The sequence below is a fragment of the Jeotgalicoccus psychrophilus DSM 19085 genome (genome assembly GCF_000425845.1).
GTDB lineage: Bacteria > Bacillota > Bacilli > Staphylococcales > Salinicoccaceae > Jeotgalicoccus > Jeotgalicoccus psychrophilus.
In genome coordinates, this window is sequence record NZ_KE384463.1 from 227,304 (window position 1) to 245,837 (window position 18,534).

An 18,534-nucleotide genomic window follows, 5' to 3' on the forward strand; every position below is an offset into this window, starting at 1 on the left:
ATGGGTGAAATAAATGGAACAAGCATTTAATATTTTTGAAACTGCGGTAAACTTTGCCAATGATCTACTGTGGCAGGAAGTATTAATCGGGCTGTTAATTGTTGCCGGCTTATATTTTTCTTTCACATCGAAATTCGTCCAATTCCGCTGGCTGAAGATCATGTTTTCTTCTCTTGGGGAAAAACGGGCGAAAATGCCGGATGGTTCGAAAGGAATTTCATCTTTCCAGGCGTTTACAATCAGTGCCGCTCAGCGTATCGGTACTGCGAATATCGCAGGGGTCGCGACAGCTATCGTTGTCGGGGGTCCCGGTGCGGTCTTCTGGATGTGGGTAGTTGCACTCTTGGGTGCGGGAACTGCATTCTTTGAAGCAACACTGGCTCAAGTTTATAAAGTACGCGATAAAGAATCAGGCTTCCGCGGAGGTCCGGCCTACTATATGACTAAAGGTTTAAATCAAAAAGGCATTGGTTACGTATTTGCGGTATTGATGACGATTACGTTTGGTATTGTCTTTGTTATGCTGCAATCTAATACGATTGCGAATGCATATGATGAAGCATTTGGGATTAATACAGCGGTCAGCGGTATTGTCGTTGCGATTATTGTCGCGCTTGTAATCTTTGGCGGTGCAAAATCAATTGCCAATGTAGCCACAGCGATTGTTCCGGTAATGGCAGGCTTGTACATAATTCTGGTCACAGTGATTCTTGTGATGAATTACGATATGATTATTCCGATGCTGCAGACGATTGTAGTGAATGCCTTCGGACTTGAAGAAGTATTCGGCGGTGCGATAGGGGCTGCGATTATTAACGGTTTCCAGCGCGGATTACTGTCAAACGAAGCGGGTATGGGTTCAGCACCTAACGCGGCGGCATCAGCTGCAGTGCGTCATCCGATTCAGCAGGGCTTAATTCAGTCGCTTGGTGTGTACTTCGATACGATTATCGTGTGTACGGCAACAGCGATTGTGATTCTCATGTATACAGACTTAAGTTTTGGTGCGGATGCACCGCAGGGAATCGCAGTCACACAAGTTGCAATGGATCAGCAGTTCTTTGGTTACGGCGGTATTATTATCGCAGTATTCATTCTGCTGTTTGCATTCTCGACAATTCTTGGTAACTACTTCTATGCACAGAGTAACTTAAGCTTTATTGTGGATAATAAAAAAGTGACATTTGCATTTAGAGTTATTGTTGTGATTATGACAGCAGTCGGTGCAGTACTCGGCGTACAGCTGGTATGGACACTGGCCGACTTATTTATGGCCTTCCTAGCCATTATTAACTTAATGATGGTCGTGGCACTGAGTCCCTTAGTATTTGAACTGATGAGGGATTATAAAGAGCAAAAAGACAGAGGAGAATCTCCGATATTCTATGCGAAGAATATTTCTTACAAACTGCCGGATGATAACCAGTGGGGCGATGAGGATTACCGTAAGGACGGTCCTGAAGATTATAATAAGTAAATAAATTCAGGACATAAATTTTACTGTAAATAAAAGACTGTCCCGGGCGCATTAGTGCACCGGGGACAGTCTTTTATATTATTACTTAACTTTTAGGCTTAATCATCTTACTCTCAAATCTGTTCAGATTTTCAATTTTACCAATTATGACGAGAACATCATTCTCCAGAATGTTCATCTGGGGATCCGGCGGTACGATGACTTCTTTATTACGCTTAATCGCAATAACATTTAAGCCGAATTTTTCACGTATACCAATATTAATCAGTGCAGAGTTAATAAATCGTTCATTGGCATCATATTCCACTATGGCAGTATCATCTGATATTTCCATATAGTCGACAAGGGACATATTAACCAGCTGATTTGCGAGACGTATGCCCATTTCAGTTTCCGGGTGCAGGATATTGTTTGCGCCCAGTTTTTTCAGCACCTTGGCGTGGTGATTACTTTGAGCTTTTGCAGTAATACTTTCAACACCTAATTCTTTTAAAATTAATGTACAAAGAATGCTGGTTTGTATATCTTCGCCAATCGCAATAATCACCTCATTGTAATGTTCGATACCGATAGCCCTCAGCATATTCTCATCGGTGGCGCTGCCGACGATGCATTCAACAGCGTAGTCTTCATAGTCCTTGACCTTACTTTCGGATATATCTATTACAGTGACATCTGCTGAGAGCTTATGTAATTGTTTTACTGCACTGCCCCCAAATTGCCCGAGACCAATGACCGCAATTTCTTTAGTCATACTGTTCACCCAATCACTTTAAGTTTTATAGTATTAGTTCTTGAATCTTCTATATTATCCAGTATAACTTTTTCGTCAGAAAGAATGAAATGTTCCGAATAGTATAAGCACACCTGCTTGATATGTCAGACAGATAAATAATACTTTAATGTTATTGCCGGCACTTTAATTGCGGTGTAAAATTGAATTATGATAAGGTATCTATTATGTCTGCAGCCGGAAGGATATACTTATGGAACTTTGGGATTTATATGATAAGCACAGAAGACTGACAGAACAGACGATGGTGCGCGGTGATGCAATGATTAAAGATACATATCATCTCGTTATTCATGTAGTCATTTTCAACAGCAAAAACCAAATGCTGATTCAAAAAAGAAAATATGATAAAGTCAGCAATCCGAATATGTGGGATATCTCAGTAGGCGGCAGTGTAACAGCAGGGGAAACCAGTCAGACGGGTGCCATGCGTGAAACTGAGGAAGAACTGGGCTTACAAATCGATTTACATAATCAGCTGCCGCACTTATCGATGACCTTTGAGCGGGGTTATGATGATATATACATCGTGAACCGTGAAGCGGAAATAAACGAACTCGCAGTACCGAACGATGAAGTATCGGATGCGAAATGGGCAACGATTGATGAAATTTACGAAATGATCGATGACAGAACCTTCATCAATTACCGTAAAAGCTTAATTCAGCTGCTGTTTGATATGAGATATCAGTATGGTGGAGTGATAAGAGATTAATATTAACAATTATATAGAGGAGAGATTACATGACCAAGTGTGCAAGCTGCAATAAGCAGTGGACCGGCATGTTATTGTTTAAGGCGCATTTTGCTTCAGAAAAAGGAGTGGAGTGTGATTACTGTCATGAAAAGCAGTATGTATCGGAGAAATCAAAAAAACGTATGATCATCCCGCTACTGTTAGTGACAGCAATGTTATTAATAGGACTGTTTGCACCGCCGTCTGTCACACAGTATTTCTGGGTGTATATTACGATTACAGCGGTCACAATAATATTCATGTATGTGAGTCTGGAACTCACGAATGTACCGCCTGAAAACCAGAGAAATTAAATGTACATTATTAACAGAGACAATATTAAATTGCCTCTGTTATTTTTCTGAATTTTTGATATACTTCTGTAATACATAAAAAGAAGAAGGTTATTATATGTCCAATCAACTGTGTATCGGCTCAAGTATTTACATGAACTATATACTGCTCGGCATGATTAATTTAATCATTGCTTTACATATGGGCTTTCTGACTGAACAGCTCAATACAGATGCAGCGGCAATTTCCGCTCTAATATCGGCTATCGGCATCGGTAAGCTGATTGCCTTATCTTTTGCGGGTAAGCTGTCGGATAATCTCGGCAGAAGGCCAATGCTGATTACAGCGTGTTTCCTGTATGTTGTATTCCTGGTTGCCATACCATTTGCACCGACCTATACCATCGCATTTATGTTTGCACTGCTGGCAGGAATGGGGAATTCAATTCTCGATACGAGTTCGTATCCGGCACTGATTGAAGTGTTCAGAAAACGTTCGAGTTCAGCAACGGTGCTTGTTAAAGCATTTATGTCTGTCGGGTCAACAATTCTGCCGTTAATGATTACGTTCTTTATGGCACGTGATATGTTCTACGGTTATACCTTCTTTATAATGGCGGCTATATTCTTAATTAATGCTGTGCATATAATGACGCTGAAATTCCCAGAAGCAAACGTACTTGAAGAAGTGCCGCAGACGGCTGAAGAAAAAGAGCAGGATATTAAACCGGTTAAAGCTGCATTGATCTTCAAGGAAAAACCGAAGTTTATGCGTGAGGGAATTACAGTTATCGCAATTGGCTTTACGTCAGTCGGGTTATTCTTAATTATCCAGACGTGGATGGCGACATTTGCACAGGAAGTCATCGGACTTACGGAAGCTCAGGCAATTAACCTTTTAAGCATTTACAGCTTAGGTGGATTTTTAACAGTAATCATTTTAGCGACACTGCTGGATAAATTATTCAGACCGATTACGGCACTGATTATCTATCCGATGATTGCGATCGCAGGATTACTTACTTTACTGTTCGTGGAGAGCTATACAATACTAATCTGTATTGCATTCATTCTCGGTATGGCAACATCTGGACTGTTCCAGCTGGCAGTGACTTTAATGGCCCAGTTCTTCCCGGAGAAGAAGGGGACAAGTACAGCCTTCGTTACACTGTCATCGAGTATCGCATTTATTACACTGCCGTATGTGACGGGACTGATTAACCGTCACATGGGTGTCTCTTATGTATTTATGTTCGAGATCGTTATTGCAGTAATCGCAGTAGTGCTTGCAGCATTCATTTCGTTCCGTTACCGTAAGGTGTTCGATCTTGAAACTAAAACTAAAAATAAAGTGTTGTGGAGAAATCCGTAATTATATTGCCCTGGTCAGAGACGACTGTTATATTTAGTTGAGAGATTTAACAGAGTGAGAGGTGACCTGTATTGGCAAAGTTATTCAATATCGTTTTAATTATTTTGGGGATCTCATCTCTGATAAACGGATTTTCACATATCCCTTCAAGTATGTTTCTTGCTGCAGTAAATATAATCGCAGCTGTAATATTACTGTATGTGGGTATTAAGATGCTTAGCGCAGGTAAAGAAGATAAGCAATCTGCTGATAATTAAATAATATAAAAAAGAGCCGGATACATTGAAAAATGTATCCGGCTCTAACTCTATTTAAAACAATCCTTTAAAGAAATCTACTATACGTTCCCAAAAGCTTCTGAGTGAGTCCATGAATGAAGATGCTTCTTCCGAGTTAACAATGTCTTTACCGAGTTCTGTTGCTTTGTCTTTAGCGTCCTGGAAGCTGTCGCTTGAAGTAATTCTGTCTAATAAGTCTTTTGAGCTGTCGACCAGTCTGTCTGCTTCTTCACCTGTAAAAAGGCCAGAATCTTTAATGTTCATAATAATGACGATGATACGGTCAATCTGTTGCTGGCTGAGCATGCCGTCGAGGCCGTTTTCTGCCAGCTTCTCATCGACGATAGTACGCACCTGCTCTTCAGTGACATCACCGTTAAAGTTATTTACAATCTCAACTTTAACTTCAGTGATTACTTTGTTGAGCTGAACTTGTGAGAAGCCTTCAACACCAGAGTTTTCTTCAGAGATGTCTGTGATGGTTTCAAGTTCGTCCTGGGCGTTTTGTGTTTTTGCAGGGTCAATTGCTTCGCCTTGAGCTTCAAATGCTTTGTATACACCGGCTAAGGCACTTTCGCCTGTAACATCCTGGGCTGCTGCGATTGTGACGTCAGCGTCTGTAATGCCTGAAGTGAGTAATGCGTTCTGATATGTTTCTTCAGAGATTAACAGTATCTGACCCATTTCTTCGTTAATATCAATGTTTAATCCGCTGCCTTCAGCAGTCTGGATAATACGGATACTTGATTTCAGTACGCTGTTATCATAGCTCTTGCCGATGTATTGATTAACTTCTTCTGAGTAAACGTAATCGGTAATATCAGTATCTTCAACACCGAGTAATTCCGCTGTTTCATTTTGAAGATTTGAATCCTGTTCCAATGCTGCACCGTATACGGTTACTGCATTGTCCCATTCACTTGCTGCGTTTGCATTTTGTGCACCGAATGGAAGCATTGCAGCGATTAATGCGAATGCAAGTATTTTTCTAATCATAATTTTAACTCCTAACTGATTTTTTTCTTATAATACTATAAATACAGTATTGTCTCCATTTTAAAGAGTATTTATTAAAGGATGATGAAAGTCATAGGAAGATTTATATTCATTTCGATTAGAAATGGTTGATCATAGATGAAAGGTATAGAGGAGTATGTCATACTTTAATAAATAAACTCGGATTGTAAAGTGTTTAAACAAATAGGAGGATTTCAAGGCATGAATATAAAAAAATCTAGTGGAGAGGCATGGTTCGATAGTAGTGAGAATCCAAGGAAGAGATATTTTCTTGAAAAAAGATGGAATGATGAGGGTGAAATTTTGGGAGCAATAATGATGAACCCTAGTGTCGCTGATGAAATTCAGAATGATCCCACAGTGGATCGTTTGATTAGATATGCTAAAGCAAAAGAATACGTTGGTATAAATGTAGTAAATATAATCCCATTTATAAACTCAAAATCCAAAGAGTTTGATAGAGTAGATATTCCGGAAGTACAAGAAATACAACAAACAGAAGCAATTAAACACATGTTCAATCATGCCAATAAGATATATCTAGGCTGGGGCAAGATTGGACATAGGCATTTACCAGTATTACTGGAAAGTGAAGAAATAAGATTAAAATTTATGGACCAAACTAAAAAATTCTTTGCTACAGGTCTAAGCCCTAAAGATTTCCCATACCATCCTCTACAAAGAAATCCATTACTGCCAAGTTTACATGAAGATGCAGATTTAAAAGATATTACTGAAGAAGTAAGGAAATGGGTAAAAAAATAGAGTGTGCTTTCTTTTATTCTTAGTTCTATAAAGTAGATTATGAAACATAAACGAAAGTCACTCCGTGTGGAATGACTTTCGTTTTTATTTATTAGGTCTGTACGATAAAGTCAGGATTTTCTATAAGGTTTTCCTGAATTTCAATAAAGTGGAATTCCTGATTAATCTTTTCCTGCAGTTGTTCTTTCTTATTATCATCTAAATCGTCTTTAATTATTTTCTGTTCGTACTTCCATATTTTCTGCTTGGCATTTTCAATATGCTTTTCATGTGCATCGATACGTTTTTGTTCTTTCTTGTCAAGTTTAGCCATGTATTACATCTCCTTACTGATACTTTAAATATAACAAGAGTAATTTCCGTAAACAAATAATCCTACTTTAAATTTAAAATATAAATATTGAATGATTCATCGTGTGAATAGTTTAACGTTATATTTACAGCTTTTGCTTTATAAAAAATTCAAGAAAGCGTACAATGAGTGCTTAAGAAAAGTTTAGGGGCATTGCAATGGACAGAGAGACGATGAGAAGGTCAGATAAGGAAGAGTATCAAACCGTTAGGAAAACACGGATTAGAAAAAGAGGATTTATAGTTTTAGGTATCATTGCATTTATAATAATTTTAATACTATATATAATTTTCAGCTTCAGAACAGGTTTAAATACCGCAGCTGAGAATGGTGTGGAAACAAAAGGTGAAGAATTTAACCCAATAGACAATCATGATGGTAAGAAGACGATGATGATTATTGGTAAGGATCGTATGTATGAAGGTGCAGAACGTACTGATGTGATTATGATTGGTCAGTATGATTATATGCAGAAGGAAATGAAAATGGTATCGGTAATGAGAGATATTTATGTGGAGATACCGGGTTATCAGAGTTATAAAATAAATGCGGTGTATTCACTCGGCGGAGTGGAACTGCTGCGTGAAGTCATTGCGCATAATTTTGATATCAATGTAGAAGAATACGTGACTGTGGATTACGATGCATTTATGGAAACAGTGAATGTTGTTAACCCTGATGGTATTACTATAGATGTAGAAAAAGATATGTCGGAGAAAATTGATACGGAATTAAAACAAGGTGTGCAGCAGTTAAATGGTAAAGATCTGCTGGCTTATGCGCGCTTTCGTAATGATGAAGAAGGCGACTTCGGGCGTGTTCGCCGTCAGCAGCAGGTGCTTGAAGCAATACAGGATGAGGTAATCAGTGTCGGCGGTATTGTGAAACTGCCTAAGATTTTAGGAACAGGTATGGGATATGTGGACACTTCAATGCCGAATAAGGAAATGTACCGCATGATTTCCAGTTTCCTCATTAGAGGAGATAAAGATATTGCAACGATGACATTGCCGCTGGAAAACACGTATCAATTTATGGATACGAGTCACACTGGTAATGTAATTGATATGGACTTTGAGACAAATAGTGCTGCTTTAAAGGAATTTTTAAATAATAACAACTCTAATGTGCAGGGAAAAGAAGAAAATGAAGAAACAGCAGAATAGATATTTAGGGCAATTTCAACGTATATTTAGTTGATATTGCTTTTTTTATTGAGAAAAATCTAAAAACTTAATGTGTTTTATCTATATTCGATATATACTTAGTTCACATTCGAACTTGCAGTTACTGATAATGTTGAGGTAATGATTATGCCTAAGAGTAAAGACATTTACCCGCAGAGTACAGAATTCGCATTGGCGCTCGGTATACCGGCAGATGCGATTATTGAAGAATATAATGCCACGAGTACGTATACGAATGTTGTTGAGTCATTAGAGCTCATGGGTGAATACGGCTTTGACAGTGCGCTCGTCGTGATGAGCGATTATCATCTCAAGCGGTCCAAAGTGATTTACGACAGAGTGAATGATGGACAATATGAGCTGAAGTACATCGCAGCACTCGGTGCAGACGGTGAAACGTGGAAAGAAAAATCCTATTCAGACAGAATCTGGTTCACTGAATTTTACAAGCTGTGGGGATATTGCTTAGGTTTATATAATTTTATAGATGTGCCGGATAAGGCGGATCAGTAAACTGCAGAAGGTAGATGATACTCATGATAGACAAGACAACTCAGATTAAAGTATTACTCGGCGGGAACGCATACGACTTCGCATGTCAGACACTCGGAGTCGACAATATGAGAGACAGCAAGTACAGTGATGTGTTTACTGTGACTGAAAGACAGGTGCATGAATACGTCTTTTTAAACGGCTTTCCAAACGGTGAAACGCCTAAGGAAGAACGGGGTACTGAAGGGTTTCATTTTTACCAGGAACGTGGCACATGGCATACTTGGTATAAGGAAAGAAACATCGTTTCTGACGAGATAAAATTTGAAGACAGCAGAGAAGCAAAACGTTATATTGCAACGACTCTGTTGAGAATGGCAGGGACCGGAGTGTATTAATAGTTTTCACACCTATGAATCATCATAGGTGTATTTTTTATGAGGGAAATGCTTCTTGTAATGTTACTTTTTAAAAACTCTATTATTCACTTGCGTTGCAGTGTTTGATGTCACCCAAATCGGATAAGACATAAAAATGCCCCCACATTAAGTTATGACTTTTAATGTGAGGGCATTTGATTTTAGTTGAGAATTTTATTCCCATTCTATTTTAATTAACATACAGAGTCATTCGATTTTGGTACGGATAAGCCGAATAGGGGTCTCAAGTACAGTGCAAGGAATGTACCGCCAATGGCAACGATGCCCCAAATGTAGCCGTGCAGGCTGAATGAAGCAATGCCGCCGAAGTAAGCTCCAATGTTACAGCCGAATGCGAGGCGTGCACCGTAACCCATTAAAAGACCGCCGATGATTGAAGCCATGACATTACCTTTGCTGAGTTTACCGAACTTAAACAAACCACCTGCTGCTGATGCTAAAAATGCTCCCAGGATGACTCCGAAGTTAAGTACAGTCGTAGAGTCAGCAAATATTGATGCGTTTAAAGCAGTGGCCGCTTCTCCCTGCCAGTAACCCCAGCTCGTGACGTCAAATCCGATGAGTTTTGCAGCTTTAGATTCCCAAAGCGCAAATGCTGAAGTGATTCCCCACGGTTCACCGCGCGTCATCAGTGTCAGTGCATTTAAAACTGCAAGAGCGACAGCTGCAGCCATTAATGGCCACGAGCCTCTGAAAATTCTTCTCCAGCCGTGTGCAGTTGGCAATGGTGCAACTTTAGGAGAGTTTTTCTTTTTCTCAACGACTTTACTGATATAGGCAATTAAACCGAATATTAATAACGAGACGACCAAAGCACCACCGTATACCAGATTAGTCGAAGTTGCGAGTGAAAACGAGCCCATCGAAGGCATCTCTTCTGTCCAGAATGGTAAATGTGCTGCACCGATTGTCGTACCGATTATAAAGAAAATTAAAGTAATGAACATGACCGAACGACCGGCACCGATTGAATACAGTGTACCGGACGCGCAACCCCCGCCGAGCTGCATACCGATACCGAATATAAAGGCACCGACAATGAGGCTGACACCGATTGGCGAAACATAACCTGTAACTTCTGCACCGAAAAATGAAATACCGAGTGCTAAAATAGGTGCGAATAATACAGTGGCTGTGCCAAGCATTACCATATGTGCGCGTATTGCTTCACCGTTACCGACAGACATCAACCGTCTGAAAGCGGAAGTGAAACCGAAGCGGGCATGAAATAAGGTGTAACCAAGCAGTAAACCAATAATCATGAGAACCGGCTGCATGATTGACTGGGTGATAGCTAAAAATATAAATAGAACTAAACTGACTATAATGCCACCGCCGATAAGCAGCTTTTGAGGATCTTTCAGTGTGCTTGCGCGATGCTGGACCGGGTCCATTGATTGACTCACAGTATTAATATGACTGACCAATTGAATTCTTCTATTCAGAGTTATTTAGTATGATTTAAACAGTGTAAGAGGACAGCGGACATTTGTCAAAGAGTGTAATTATGCGGGGGTAACTGACAGCAAAATAAAATATCAATTATCTTTCCCTTTTAAATTGTAGTAATATTATGACAACTCACAAAGTAATTAGTAAAGGGGAACAGATATGACACTTGAAGAGATGGATTCAGTTTTACTGAAACAAAAAGACATGTATATGGAGCAGCTGTTTAACTTTCTTAAAATTAAGAGTATCAGCACCGATAGTGAGGCAATCAGACAATGTGCCGGCGTCCTGAAAACTGATATGGAAGCACTCGGTATTGATACCCGGATTATGCAAACCGGCGGCAATCCGGTCGTGTACGGCGAGCTGATGAACGATAATAACCGCTTCACCTTATTAATCTACGGCCACTACGATGTTCAGGCTGTTGAACCGCTGGAACTGTGGGAATCAGATCCATTTGAACCCGAAATACGGGACGGGAGAATTTACTCCAGAGGTGCTGGAGACAACAAAGGACAATTAATGGCACAGCTCCTTGGTGTTAAGACGTACCAGGAACTCTACGGGGAGCTGCCGATTAATATCAAATTTGTCTTTGAAGGCGAAGAAGAACTCGGCAGTGTGCACCTGCCTGAATTTGTGAAGAAAAACAAAGAGCTGCTTGAAGCGGATCTGGTCTACACAGCCGACGGCTCATCCCACAACAGTGGCAATCCGTTAATACTGCTCGGTGTCAGAGGTATACTCAACTTTGAAATGACCGTCAAAACTGCAGACTTTGACAATCACTCCGGCAATACCGGGAACGTTGTACCAAATCCGATGTGGAAGATGATTGAACTCCTAAACACGATGCGGGATGAAAACGGGAAAGTACTCGTGGAAGAATTCTACGATAACATCAGGGAACCATCACAGACGGACATGAGACTTTTATCTTCTTTACCATATGACCAGAAAGACATCGGAGAGAAGATCGGCTATACAGACTTAAACATGGACGGGGAGACGTACTACCGTAAGCTCACTATGGAACCGACGTTTAATATCGCTGGGATGGAGAGCGGTTATACAGGAGACAATGCGAAAACAATCATTCCGTCGACGGCAACTATCAGTATCGATATGAGGCTCGTCGCCGACCAGGACCCGGCAGATATATTCCGGAAGATTGAGGCACACGTCGAGGCATTCGACCCGGATATTAAAGTGACTTACAGAGGCGCAATGCATCCGTCGAGAACACCATCGGATCTCGAAATCGTACAGGTGGTGACAGACGCTGTGGGGGAGGCATACAAGAAGACACCGTTAGTGCAGCCGAGCATGCCGGGATCATTGCCTGACTATGTATGGACCGATTACCTGAAGACACCATCAATCATCATGCCGTACGCCAACTTCGACCAGCACAACCATTCACCCAATGAAAACTTAAAAGTAGAGAACTTCTTTGGCGGCATTAAATGCACGTGCAATCTGGTGAAGACGTTAGGGGACTACAGTAAAGACTTATAATATAAAATTTGTAAGTTTAGAGCATAGAAAAAGGAAGCGGGATTCTTATCCCGCTTCCTTTTGTGTTTAAAGTTTACTTATTTACATTTACGTATGCAGTTACAGCATCACTGACATACTCTGCAGTGCCTTCACCAAACTGATCGATATTCTTTTTGAACCGTTCATCCTGAACATAACCCAGTCCGATACTCTCGAATACTTCCAGCGAACAGTCGAATGAATACTCACGTATATGCTGGTGCAGTGCTTTCGCAAGTTCAACATTTTTTGAATCGGACGGTGAAATACCTGACGAGTGATTATTAGCAAAAGCAAAGAACAGCTCATTAAATCCATCTGTCATTTCCTGCTCTTTACCTTGATGTTTCTTAGCTGCTGTATCAATCACTTCTTTACCGTATTTTTCAGCCGCTTCTTCTTTGTACTCCTCGTTATCATCGTAATTTAACCCTTTAAAACGTTCCTGACTTGTCATACTAATCCCTCTTTCCTTCGCCAGAATCGTAGACTCCAGCGTATTAATGATTGTCAGTATTCTCCGGTTTTCATCATGCATCAGTTGCAGCTGTCTTCTTAAATGAGTCAGCTGATTATCTTTACTGTCTGCAAACATCTCTTTAATTTCCTGGAGTTCAAATCCCAGATGCTTATAAGCCAGAATGATTTGAAGCTTATCGAGATCTTTATCAGTATAGTAACGATAACCATTGTCGCTCCTGTTAGCCGGTAAAAGACCAATGGAATCATAATGATGCAGCGTGCGCACGGAAACACCAGTCCATTCACTGAGTTCTTTAACATAATACATTTTTAAACCTCCTGACAAATTAAGAATAGAGTATGACGTTATGTAAGGGTCAACCGGTATTTTAATATTTTTATGGACTGAGTCTTTATTATGTACTATAACGTGACAAAATGAATAATTCTATACATTGATTTGACGCAGGGGCAGAGGAGTATGAAGCGTCCTGTTGGGGTATAAGTAAAAGCAAAGTGTAAATTATAGAATCTGTCATCGAACGTATAAAAATGAGACGGATAACTGGGGGATATATTATGAATGCAGCATTGATGAACCAGCTTAAAGCAGTCATTGCCAGTGAGCAATTTAAAGAAATCGTTAAAGAAACAAGTATGGTTGTCGGCAGGGAAGTCATGAAGAATGCTGGAGACAAGCTGAAAGCATATGCCCAGCAAAGATCAGAGAATATGGAAGACGGTATGAACAGTGATCAGTCATTTAACCGTGAGTTACGTCAATTTGATGATCTGGAAGAAGTATCTACAGAAGGACTGGATTTATTTAATAATACTTTTTCACAGCTGGAAGATCATTTTGACTTAGCTGATAACGCGCTGTATTCGAGCTTTAAAGAATATAAAGCATATCTTGAAGGCAATATGACCGATGAAGAGGAAACGACACTGATTAATAAACTGTATCTTTTAGCAGATGAACTGCTCGACAGCCGTGATCTTGACAAAAATATCGGTGAAGATAATTACAAGATGCTGCTTACTATGATGATTAAACATAGTATGAGTGTTTCACATGCAGTGTATGAACATGGGCAGAATAAACTCACTGAACTCCAGCTGAAAGAGAAGATGAAACAGCTGTATGAGAATTATATTATTGCCATCATGGACTTCGTCAAGCATAATCCGCTTGTCAGAGAACATGGACTGACTATTTTAATGCTGGCATTCGGACCGAAATCAGCGCTGATACAAGGTGTTGTCATTACAGTCGCAGTGACTGCACTGGACAAAGAAAAGCGTGAAGAGATGGTCGATGCTCTGAATACAGTGAAATCTAAATTACTTGTGAGAAACAGAGCATCAGAACGTAAAGAGACAAGCAAAAATAAGGAGTCGGATTATGAGAACTTTGAGTCCTAAAATTTCATTCAGAAACAATTTGATACATGACATACCAGGATTAATTAAATACAGAAATAAGTTGGAGCTGTATGAGAAATTTAAATCGGATGATTTGAAGATATGGGCAAGTAATCATTTAGCTGTTGAAGTTGTTAATAGTGATGACACGATTGAAGGATATTATCAGTTTATAAGTATGCTGGATAACAGTGTGTCCTATACTTCGGAAAAAGAGGCATTTCAGCAATTGTTAAATACACTCTGGTCAGAGAGAAATGATGATTTTAAAACTGTTTTAAATCTTATAACAGAGATTACTTTGGATTATGAGTTATTCTTTGCCGAGCTTTCTGATGGTGAGAAATCAGCACTCATGAACAGCAGTCTGGATTTTTTCCTTGGCTTCTCCATTACTATCGATCACTACTCCGGTGAGATATCCGAGCAGTTTATTAGAAATATACTTGTATTTCTTAAAGACGGATACTGGGGAGACGATGATGTATCCAGTCTGGAGATACACCGTGCAGATGATTTCACACAGATTACAGAATTAAGGACTAAATTTATAATCACGAGCTGTAAAGGACCATTAACACTGGAGAATCTCACTCCGGCATATGAAGGTGCTGAAAGTGCACGTTCGTTTGTTGATATTTATAACAAAAGAAGTGAGCAGCAGGTGGTCAACAGAATTTATGCACCTGGCGCTAAAATAGATTTAAAAGACTCAAGTGCTTATGCAGAATATATAGAGGTGAAATATGATGAATAATAACAGAAGACTGGAATTTGAAGTGACCAAGTTTATTCAATCAAATATTCCCCTTATTTTCCTGCAGAGATTCAGTCTTGATGAAGTCGAAAAAACGATGAGAAGTTTTAAAACCAAAAGTCAGATCGAACATGTATTTTCTTTTAATATTACTCAGGGGTTTAGTGAACATCCGAGCGTTGAACTGAGCGACTATGATGTACTCCTCGGCGCATTAACTGAATTACTGAAGACAGACAAAGGTCAGATTGTTGTTATTCACGGTGCAGAATCATTATTCAATGGTAACCGGACCGATGAGTCTGACAAACTGAGTGAAATCCTGAGTGTTTTTGTACATAGAGTACAGACGAATAAATATTATAATACGACAATTATTTTTAATGGCAGTCATTATGATATTCCACCTCAATTAAGAGACGGTGCAATGATTATTGAAAATCCGCTTCCGGATGAAAATGATATTTACGATATTATTAAGGAATTTATCAGCACGAATAATCTGGAAGCATATACAGATGCCGGGAATATGGACCCAAACTTAATAGAGAACCTTAAAGGATTATCCTATTACGAAATAACGCAGGCGCTGTCGTTTATATTTTACGAATTTGGAATTAAAGTATTCAATAGTAAAATAGACAGCAGCATATCGAGAGAAATATATACGATCAAAGAACAGATGCTTAAAAAAATGGGGACATTATCCATTGTTGAAACTACAGAGAATGTTGACGATATTATCGGTCTGGATCATTTAAAAGCATATATTGAAGAAGAACGGGCCGCATTTTCGAATATGAATCTGCTGACGACGAATGGTGTGGAATTACCGAAAGGTATACTTATTTTAGGTGAGCCTGGTACAGGTAAGAGTATGACAGCAAAAGCCGCTGCGAATGCTTTAGGATTAAAGCTTATTAAATTCGATATCAGTAAAATCATGGGGAAATACGTTGGTGACAGTGAAAAAAACATTATGGAAACATTGAAAATCATTGAGCATATGAGCCCCTGTGTACTGTGGATTGATGAAATAGAAAAAGCATTCTCCGGTGTCAATGATAGTGACAACCAGGTATTAAGAAGAGTATTTGGTATACTGCTCAGCTGGATGAGTGATGATAACAAAGGCGCCTTTGTTGTCGGTACTGCCAATAACGTTGACGGTGTGCTGCCGCCTGAGTTTTTAAGAAAAGGACGGTTCGATGAAATCTTCTATGTAAGTAAACCTGGTAAAGAGGCAAGATTGCTACTGTTTCAGGATAAGCTTAATAAGCGGGCAATTCCGTTAAAGCTCCATGATGATGAATTGGAGCAGCTGGCCCGGGAATCAGCAGGATTTACCGGTGCAGATATAGAGTATATATGTAACCGTACAGCCAGAAAGTTTCATTTATCCAAAACTGAAATCGGTACGAACAGGTATTCAGAGACAATCAGAGCACTGCTTTTTAAAGAAGTACACTTTGTCCGGGATAAGAGAGAAGTAGAACTGACAGCTGAGACTTACAATGAACTGGATGCTTACTATAAAGAAATATACGGGGAAGAACTAAAGTATTTAAGTAATAATGAGCAGAGTAAAGATGCTTTGGAAAATAAAATATCAGAAGTGCTTGAAAGTAAAATCTCAGAAAAAATCGATCAGGATATTGAAAAAATGCTGAACAGAAAACGAAACCGCAGCAAATACAGGAATGCGGATGGTTAGAACGGAGGGTGTTCATGAGTGACGAAAACATTAGTAATATGCAAACATTCATCAATCAGGTCGCTGAATTTAAAGAATTAAATACTGCTGATCAAATCATTGCGGAACAAAACCTCCGTAATCTAGTTGGAGAATTTAATCTGATTATAGATTGTGAGCTGACACAGTCAGATGATTTTCTGGAGAAGTTTTTCTTTGAGCTGTTCGGGATTGATCACATAGAAGCGCGTAATCTCTCTGAAGAAGTTAAACATAAAGACACACTTCATTTGCTTAATTACCGAAGCGGAATTAAGAGTACACAGTATTTAAATTATCGTAATTTTATACAGCCGGTTAATATTCTGGTTATCAATTTTATGGCGCTCTTTAACAAAGAAGAAATCTATGCAGAACAGCCAGTTAATATAAATAATGAATCATCAGATAAAACATTAGTTTTACTTGCAGATTCATCACAAACACAAAATATTTATGACAACTATATACTTCCTGACTACGGAGAGAACGTATATGTTATTGTCGTCGATAAATTCAGTTTGCCAAGTGCTGTTAAAACGTTTAACAACCAAAGAAGCAGCGTTCTGATTCACGACTTTGACAGTTCATCTGTTGCACCGGTTATTGACTACGGAAGACTTATTGATAAATATGACTCATTTTATAAAATAATCAGTGAAGACATTAAAGAGAAATCAGCAAACACAAAAACGTTCAACGAACGGCTGACAGACTTTGAGAAGCATATATCACGAATTCGTGAGAAAAAAGAAATGCTGAAAAATCTGGCGGTAGAGAATAAACAGTCGATTGATCAGTTAATAAAGCTGCAGCTTTATGATGACTTAACAGTAGAAAAATTACTGGAACAGATTGAAACTCAAGGTGTTAAAATGAAGAAAAAGGAACAGAAAGCATTTACGGAACATGTGCTGATGGAGAAAGTGGAAATCATCAATGCTGAAGTCCGTAGTAAAATAGAGCATTTCAACGAGAAAACAGACGAAGCGATTGAAAATATAGAGCATGAATTTATCAACGTATCCGGACTTAAGTTCGGTAATAACTCAAAAAACTGGTTTGTCACCGGACTCGCAGGACTCGGGTCATCGGGCGCACTCGCTTTATATATGTCCTCATTCGGAAAACTTGGAAGCACGGCACTGCTGACTAAAGCATCCGGAATACTCGCGAGCTTTGGAATGTTAAAAGCCGGTGCAGCTGCAGCCTTTTTAGCAAGTCCTTTAGGTCTGACACTCAGTGCTGCGATTGGTGCGGGTATGGTATTTAAATCCATCACAGGATGGAAAAAAGGACTGACCAAACATATAAGGAAAAACGCAGCGAAAAAAGTAATTCCGGATTTTAAAAACTACAACCACCAGTTATGGGGCGAAACAGAGGAAGCAGTTGTCGCCGGGTTTAATAAGATGATCTCAGAAAGCCGTGAGCACTTTATCGAACAGAACAAAGAACTGATAGATAAAGGCAGAATGGGAGAAATAGACGGAATTACGAGTGTGTAAGCAAGTTCTGTTATAATAACAATGATTTAAATTTCGAGGAGATGATCAGATGAGACACAGTAAGATGTCAGTCATCATACGAACGAGCACTTATTTTATAAAATACGAAGTGCTTTAATGGAATAATAATGTCATTTCATAAAGTACTTCTAATAAACAGGAGGAAATTAGAAATGAATCAGTTGAAAGTATATGAATTCAACCAGGTGAAAAGTCTGGTGACTGAATTAGTGAGATTATATAAAACAAAAATCAAGAAGGATACAAGACACTTGAAGACACGGTAGAGCTTTCCAAGTGGATGACTGAAGACAACACAGGCTGGTAATTAATTAAAAAAAATTCCTGTTTAAGATTGCTCCAATCATTTAATAAGAGCGCTCGGGGAGTACAGTAAAAACGAATAAAATAAATACAGTCAAAATTACAATGAGTCCGGTACTGTACCGGACTC

General features: G+C 39.2%; 19 protein-coding genes. 14 read left to right on the forward strand and 5 right to left on the reverse strand.

The genetic code is table 11. The features are described 5' to 3' along the window. The first annotated feature begins 13 nt into the window (after positions 1-13). Positions 14-1,477 carry an alanine/glycine:cation symporter family protein gene (locus H625_RS0109885; protein ID WP_026859765.1) on the forward strand — a complete coding sequence of 488 codons (1,464 nt, stop codon included), beginning with the start codon at positions 14-16 and terminating at the stop codon, positions 1,475-1,477. A gap of 85 nt (positions 1,478-1,562) precedes the next feature. Here the strand turns inward: H625_RS0109885 and H625_RS0109890 are convergent, their stop codons facing one another. Further along, complete coding sequence (locus tag H625_RS0109890) at positions 1,563-2,231, reverse strand: potassium channel family protein (RefSeq protein ID WP_026859766.1); 669 nt, start codon at positions 2,229-2,231, stop codon at positions 1,563-1,565. Positions 2,232-2,463: 232 nt separating this feature from the next. On the opposite strand from H625_RS0109890, the gene H625_RS0109895 reads away from it, so the two are divergent. From H625_RS0109895 to H625_RS0109910, 4 genes are all read left to right on the forward strand, one after another. Continuing rightward, positions 2,464-2,985 (forward strand): NUDIX hydrolase, encoded by a 522-nt coding sequence (locus H625_RS0109895; RefSeq protein ID WP_026859767.1) that lies wholly within the window; start codon positions 2,464-2,466, stop codon positions 2,983-2,985. Positions 2,986-3,014: 29 nt separating this feature from the next. Further along, entirely contained in the window at positions 3,015-3,320 is a 306-nt protein-coding gene (locus tag H625_RS0109900) for a TIGR04104 family putative zinc finger protein (protein ID WP_026859768.1), read from the forward strand. Positions 3,321-3,417: 97 nt separating this feature from the next. After that, positions 3,418-4,671: an MFS transporter gene (locus tag H625_RS12970; RefSeq protein WP_051239051.1), complete on the forward strand. Its 1,254-nt coding sequence runs from the start codon at positions 3,418-3,420 to the stop codon at positions 4,669-4,671. A 71-nt stretch (positions 4,672-4,742) separates the two neighbouring features. Continuing rightward, entirely contained in the window at positions 4,743-4,928 is a 186-nt protein-coding gene (locus H625_RS0109910) for a hypothetical protein (protein ID WP_026859769.1), read from the forward strand. Positions 4,929-4,982: 54 nt separating this feature from the next. Here H625_RS0109910 and H625_RS0109915 read toward each other — a convergent pair whose 3' ends face one another. Then, positions 4,983-5,945 (reverse strand): DUF1002 domain-containing protein, encoded by a 963-nt coding sequence (locus H625_RS0109915; RefSeq protein ID WP_035785721.1) that lies wholly within the window; start codon positions 5,943-5,945, stop codon positions 4,983-4,985. Between the two features lie 222 nt (positions 5,946-6,167). On the opposite strand from H625_RS0109915, the gene H625_RS13290 reads away from it, so the two are divergent. Further along, on the forward strand, positions 6,168-6,731 hold the full coding sequence (locus H625_RS13290) for a DUF1643 domain-containing protein (RefSeq protein WP_051239052.1): 564 nt from the start codon (positions 6,168-6,170) through the stop codon (positions 6,729-6,731). Between the two features lie 91 nt (positions 6,732-6,822). Here the strand turns inward: H625_RS13290 and H625_RS0109925 are convergent, their stop codons facing one another. Then, positions 6,823-7,044 carry a hypothetical protein gene (locus H625_RS0109925; RefSeq protein ID WP_026859771.1) on the reverse strand — a complete coding sequence of 74 codons (222 nt, stop codon included), beginning with the start codon at positions 7,042-7,044 and terminating at the stop codon, positions 6,823-6,825. A gap of 197 nt (positions 7,045-7,241) precedes the next feature. On the opposite strand from H625_RS0109925, the gene H625_RS0109930 reads away from it, so the two are divergent. From H625_RS0109930 to H625_RS0109940, 3 genes are all read left to right on the forward strand, one after another. Next, positions 7,242-8,249 carry an LCP family protein gene (locus H625_RS0109930; RefSeq protein WP_026859772.1) on the forward strand — a complete coding sequence of 336 codons (1,008 nt, stop codon included), beginning with the start codon at positions 7,242-7,244 and terminating at the stop codon, positions 8,247-8,249. A 147-nt stretch (positions 8,250-8,396) separates the two neighbouring features. Further along, positions 8,397-8,783, forward strand: a complete 387-nt coding sequence (locus H625_RS12980) for a YdcF family protein (protein ID WP_051239053.1) — start codon at positions 8,397-8,399, stop codon at positions 8,781-8,783. A gap of 23 nt (positions 8,784-8,806) precedes the next feature. Then, on the forward strand, positions 8,807-9,160 hold the full coding sequence (locus H625_RS0109940; RefSeq protein WP_026859773.1) for a hypothetical protein: 354 nt from the start codon (positions 8,807-8,809) through the stop codon (positions 9,158-9,160). A gap of 215 nt (positions 9,161-9,375) precedes the next feature. Here H625_RS0109940 and H625_RS0109945 read toward each other — a convergent pair whose 3' ends face one another. Further along, a complete protein-coding gene (locus tag H625_RS0109945) occupies positions 9,376-10,596 on the reverse strand; it encodes a YeeE/YedE family protein (RefSeq protein WP_051239054.1) in 1,221 nt (406 codons plus the stop codon). Between the two features lie 217 nt (positions 10,597-10,813). Here H625_RS0109945 and H625_RS0109950 point away from each other — a divergent pair, with 217 nt between their 5' ends. Continuing rightward, a complete protein-coding gene (locus H625_RS0109950; RefSeq protein ID WP_026859775.1) occupies positions 10,814-12,175 on the forward strand; it encodes a M20/M25/M40 family metallo-hydrolase in 1,362 nt (453 codons plus the stop codon). Positions 12,176-12,248: 73 nt separating this feature from the next. On the opposite strand, the gene H625_RS0109955 is transcribed toward H625_RS0109950, so the two are convergent. Next, positions 12,249-12,986, reverse strand: coding sequence for a MerR family transcriptional regulator (locus tag H625_RS0109955; RefSeq protein WP_026859776.1), 738 nt, complete (start codon positions 12,984-12,986; stop codon positions 12,249-12,251). 251 nt (positions 12,987-13,237) lie between these two features. Here H625_RS0109955 and H625_RS0109960 point away from each other — a divergent pair, with 251 nt between their 5' ends. From H625_RS0109960 to H625_RS0109975, 4 genes are read left to right on the forward strand one after another with little or no spacing between them, the layout of a single operon-like run. Beyond that, positions 13,238-14,083, forward strand: coding sequence for a hypothetical protein (locus H625_RS0109960; RefSeq protein ID WP_026859777.1), 846 nt, complete (start codon positions 13,238-13,240; stop codon positions 14,081-14,083). Beyond that, a complete protein-coding gene (locus H625_RS0109965) occupies positions 14,064-14,840 on the forward strand; it encodes a hypothetical protein (protein ID WP_026859778.1) in 777 nt (258 codons plus the stop codon). The genes H625_RS0109960 and H625_RS0109965 overlap by 20 nt, the downstream gene beginning before the upstream one ends. Further along, positions 14,830-16,554: an AAA family ATPase gene (locus H625_RS13295; protein ID WP_084135824.1), complete on the forward strand. Its 1,725-nt coding sequence runs from the start codon at positions 14,830-14,832 to the stop codon at positions 16,552-16,554. Before H625_RS0109965 ends, H625_RS13295 begins: the two co-directional genes overlap by 11 nt. Before the next feature lie 14 nt (positions 16,555-16,568). Then, positions 16,569-18,080: a hypothetical protein gene (locus H625_RS0109975; protein WP_026859779.1), complete on the forward strand. Its 1,512-nt coding sequence runs from the start codon at positions 16,569-16,571 to the stop codon at positions 18,078-18,080. The last annotated feature ends 454 nt before the right edge of the window (positions 18,081-18,534 follow it).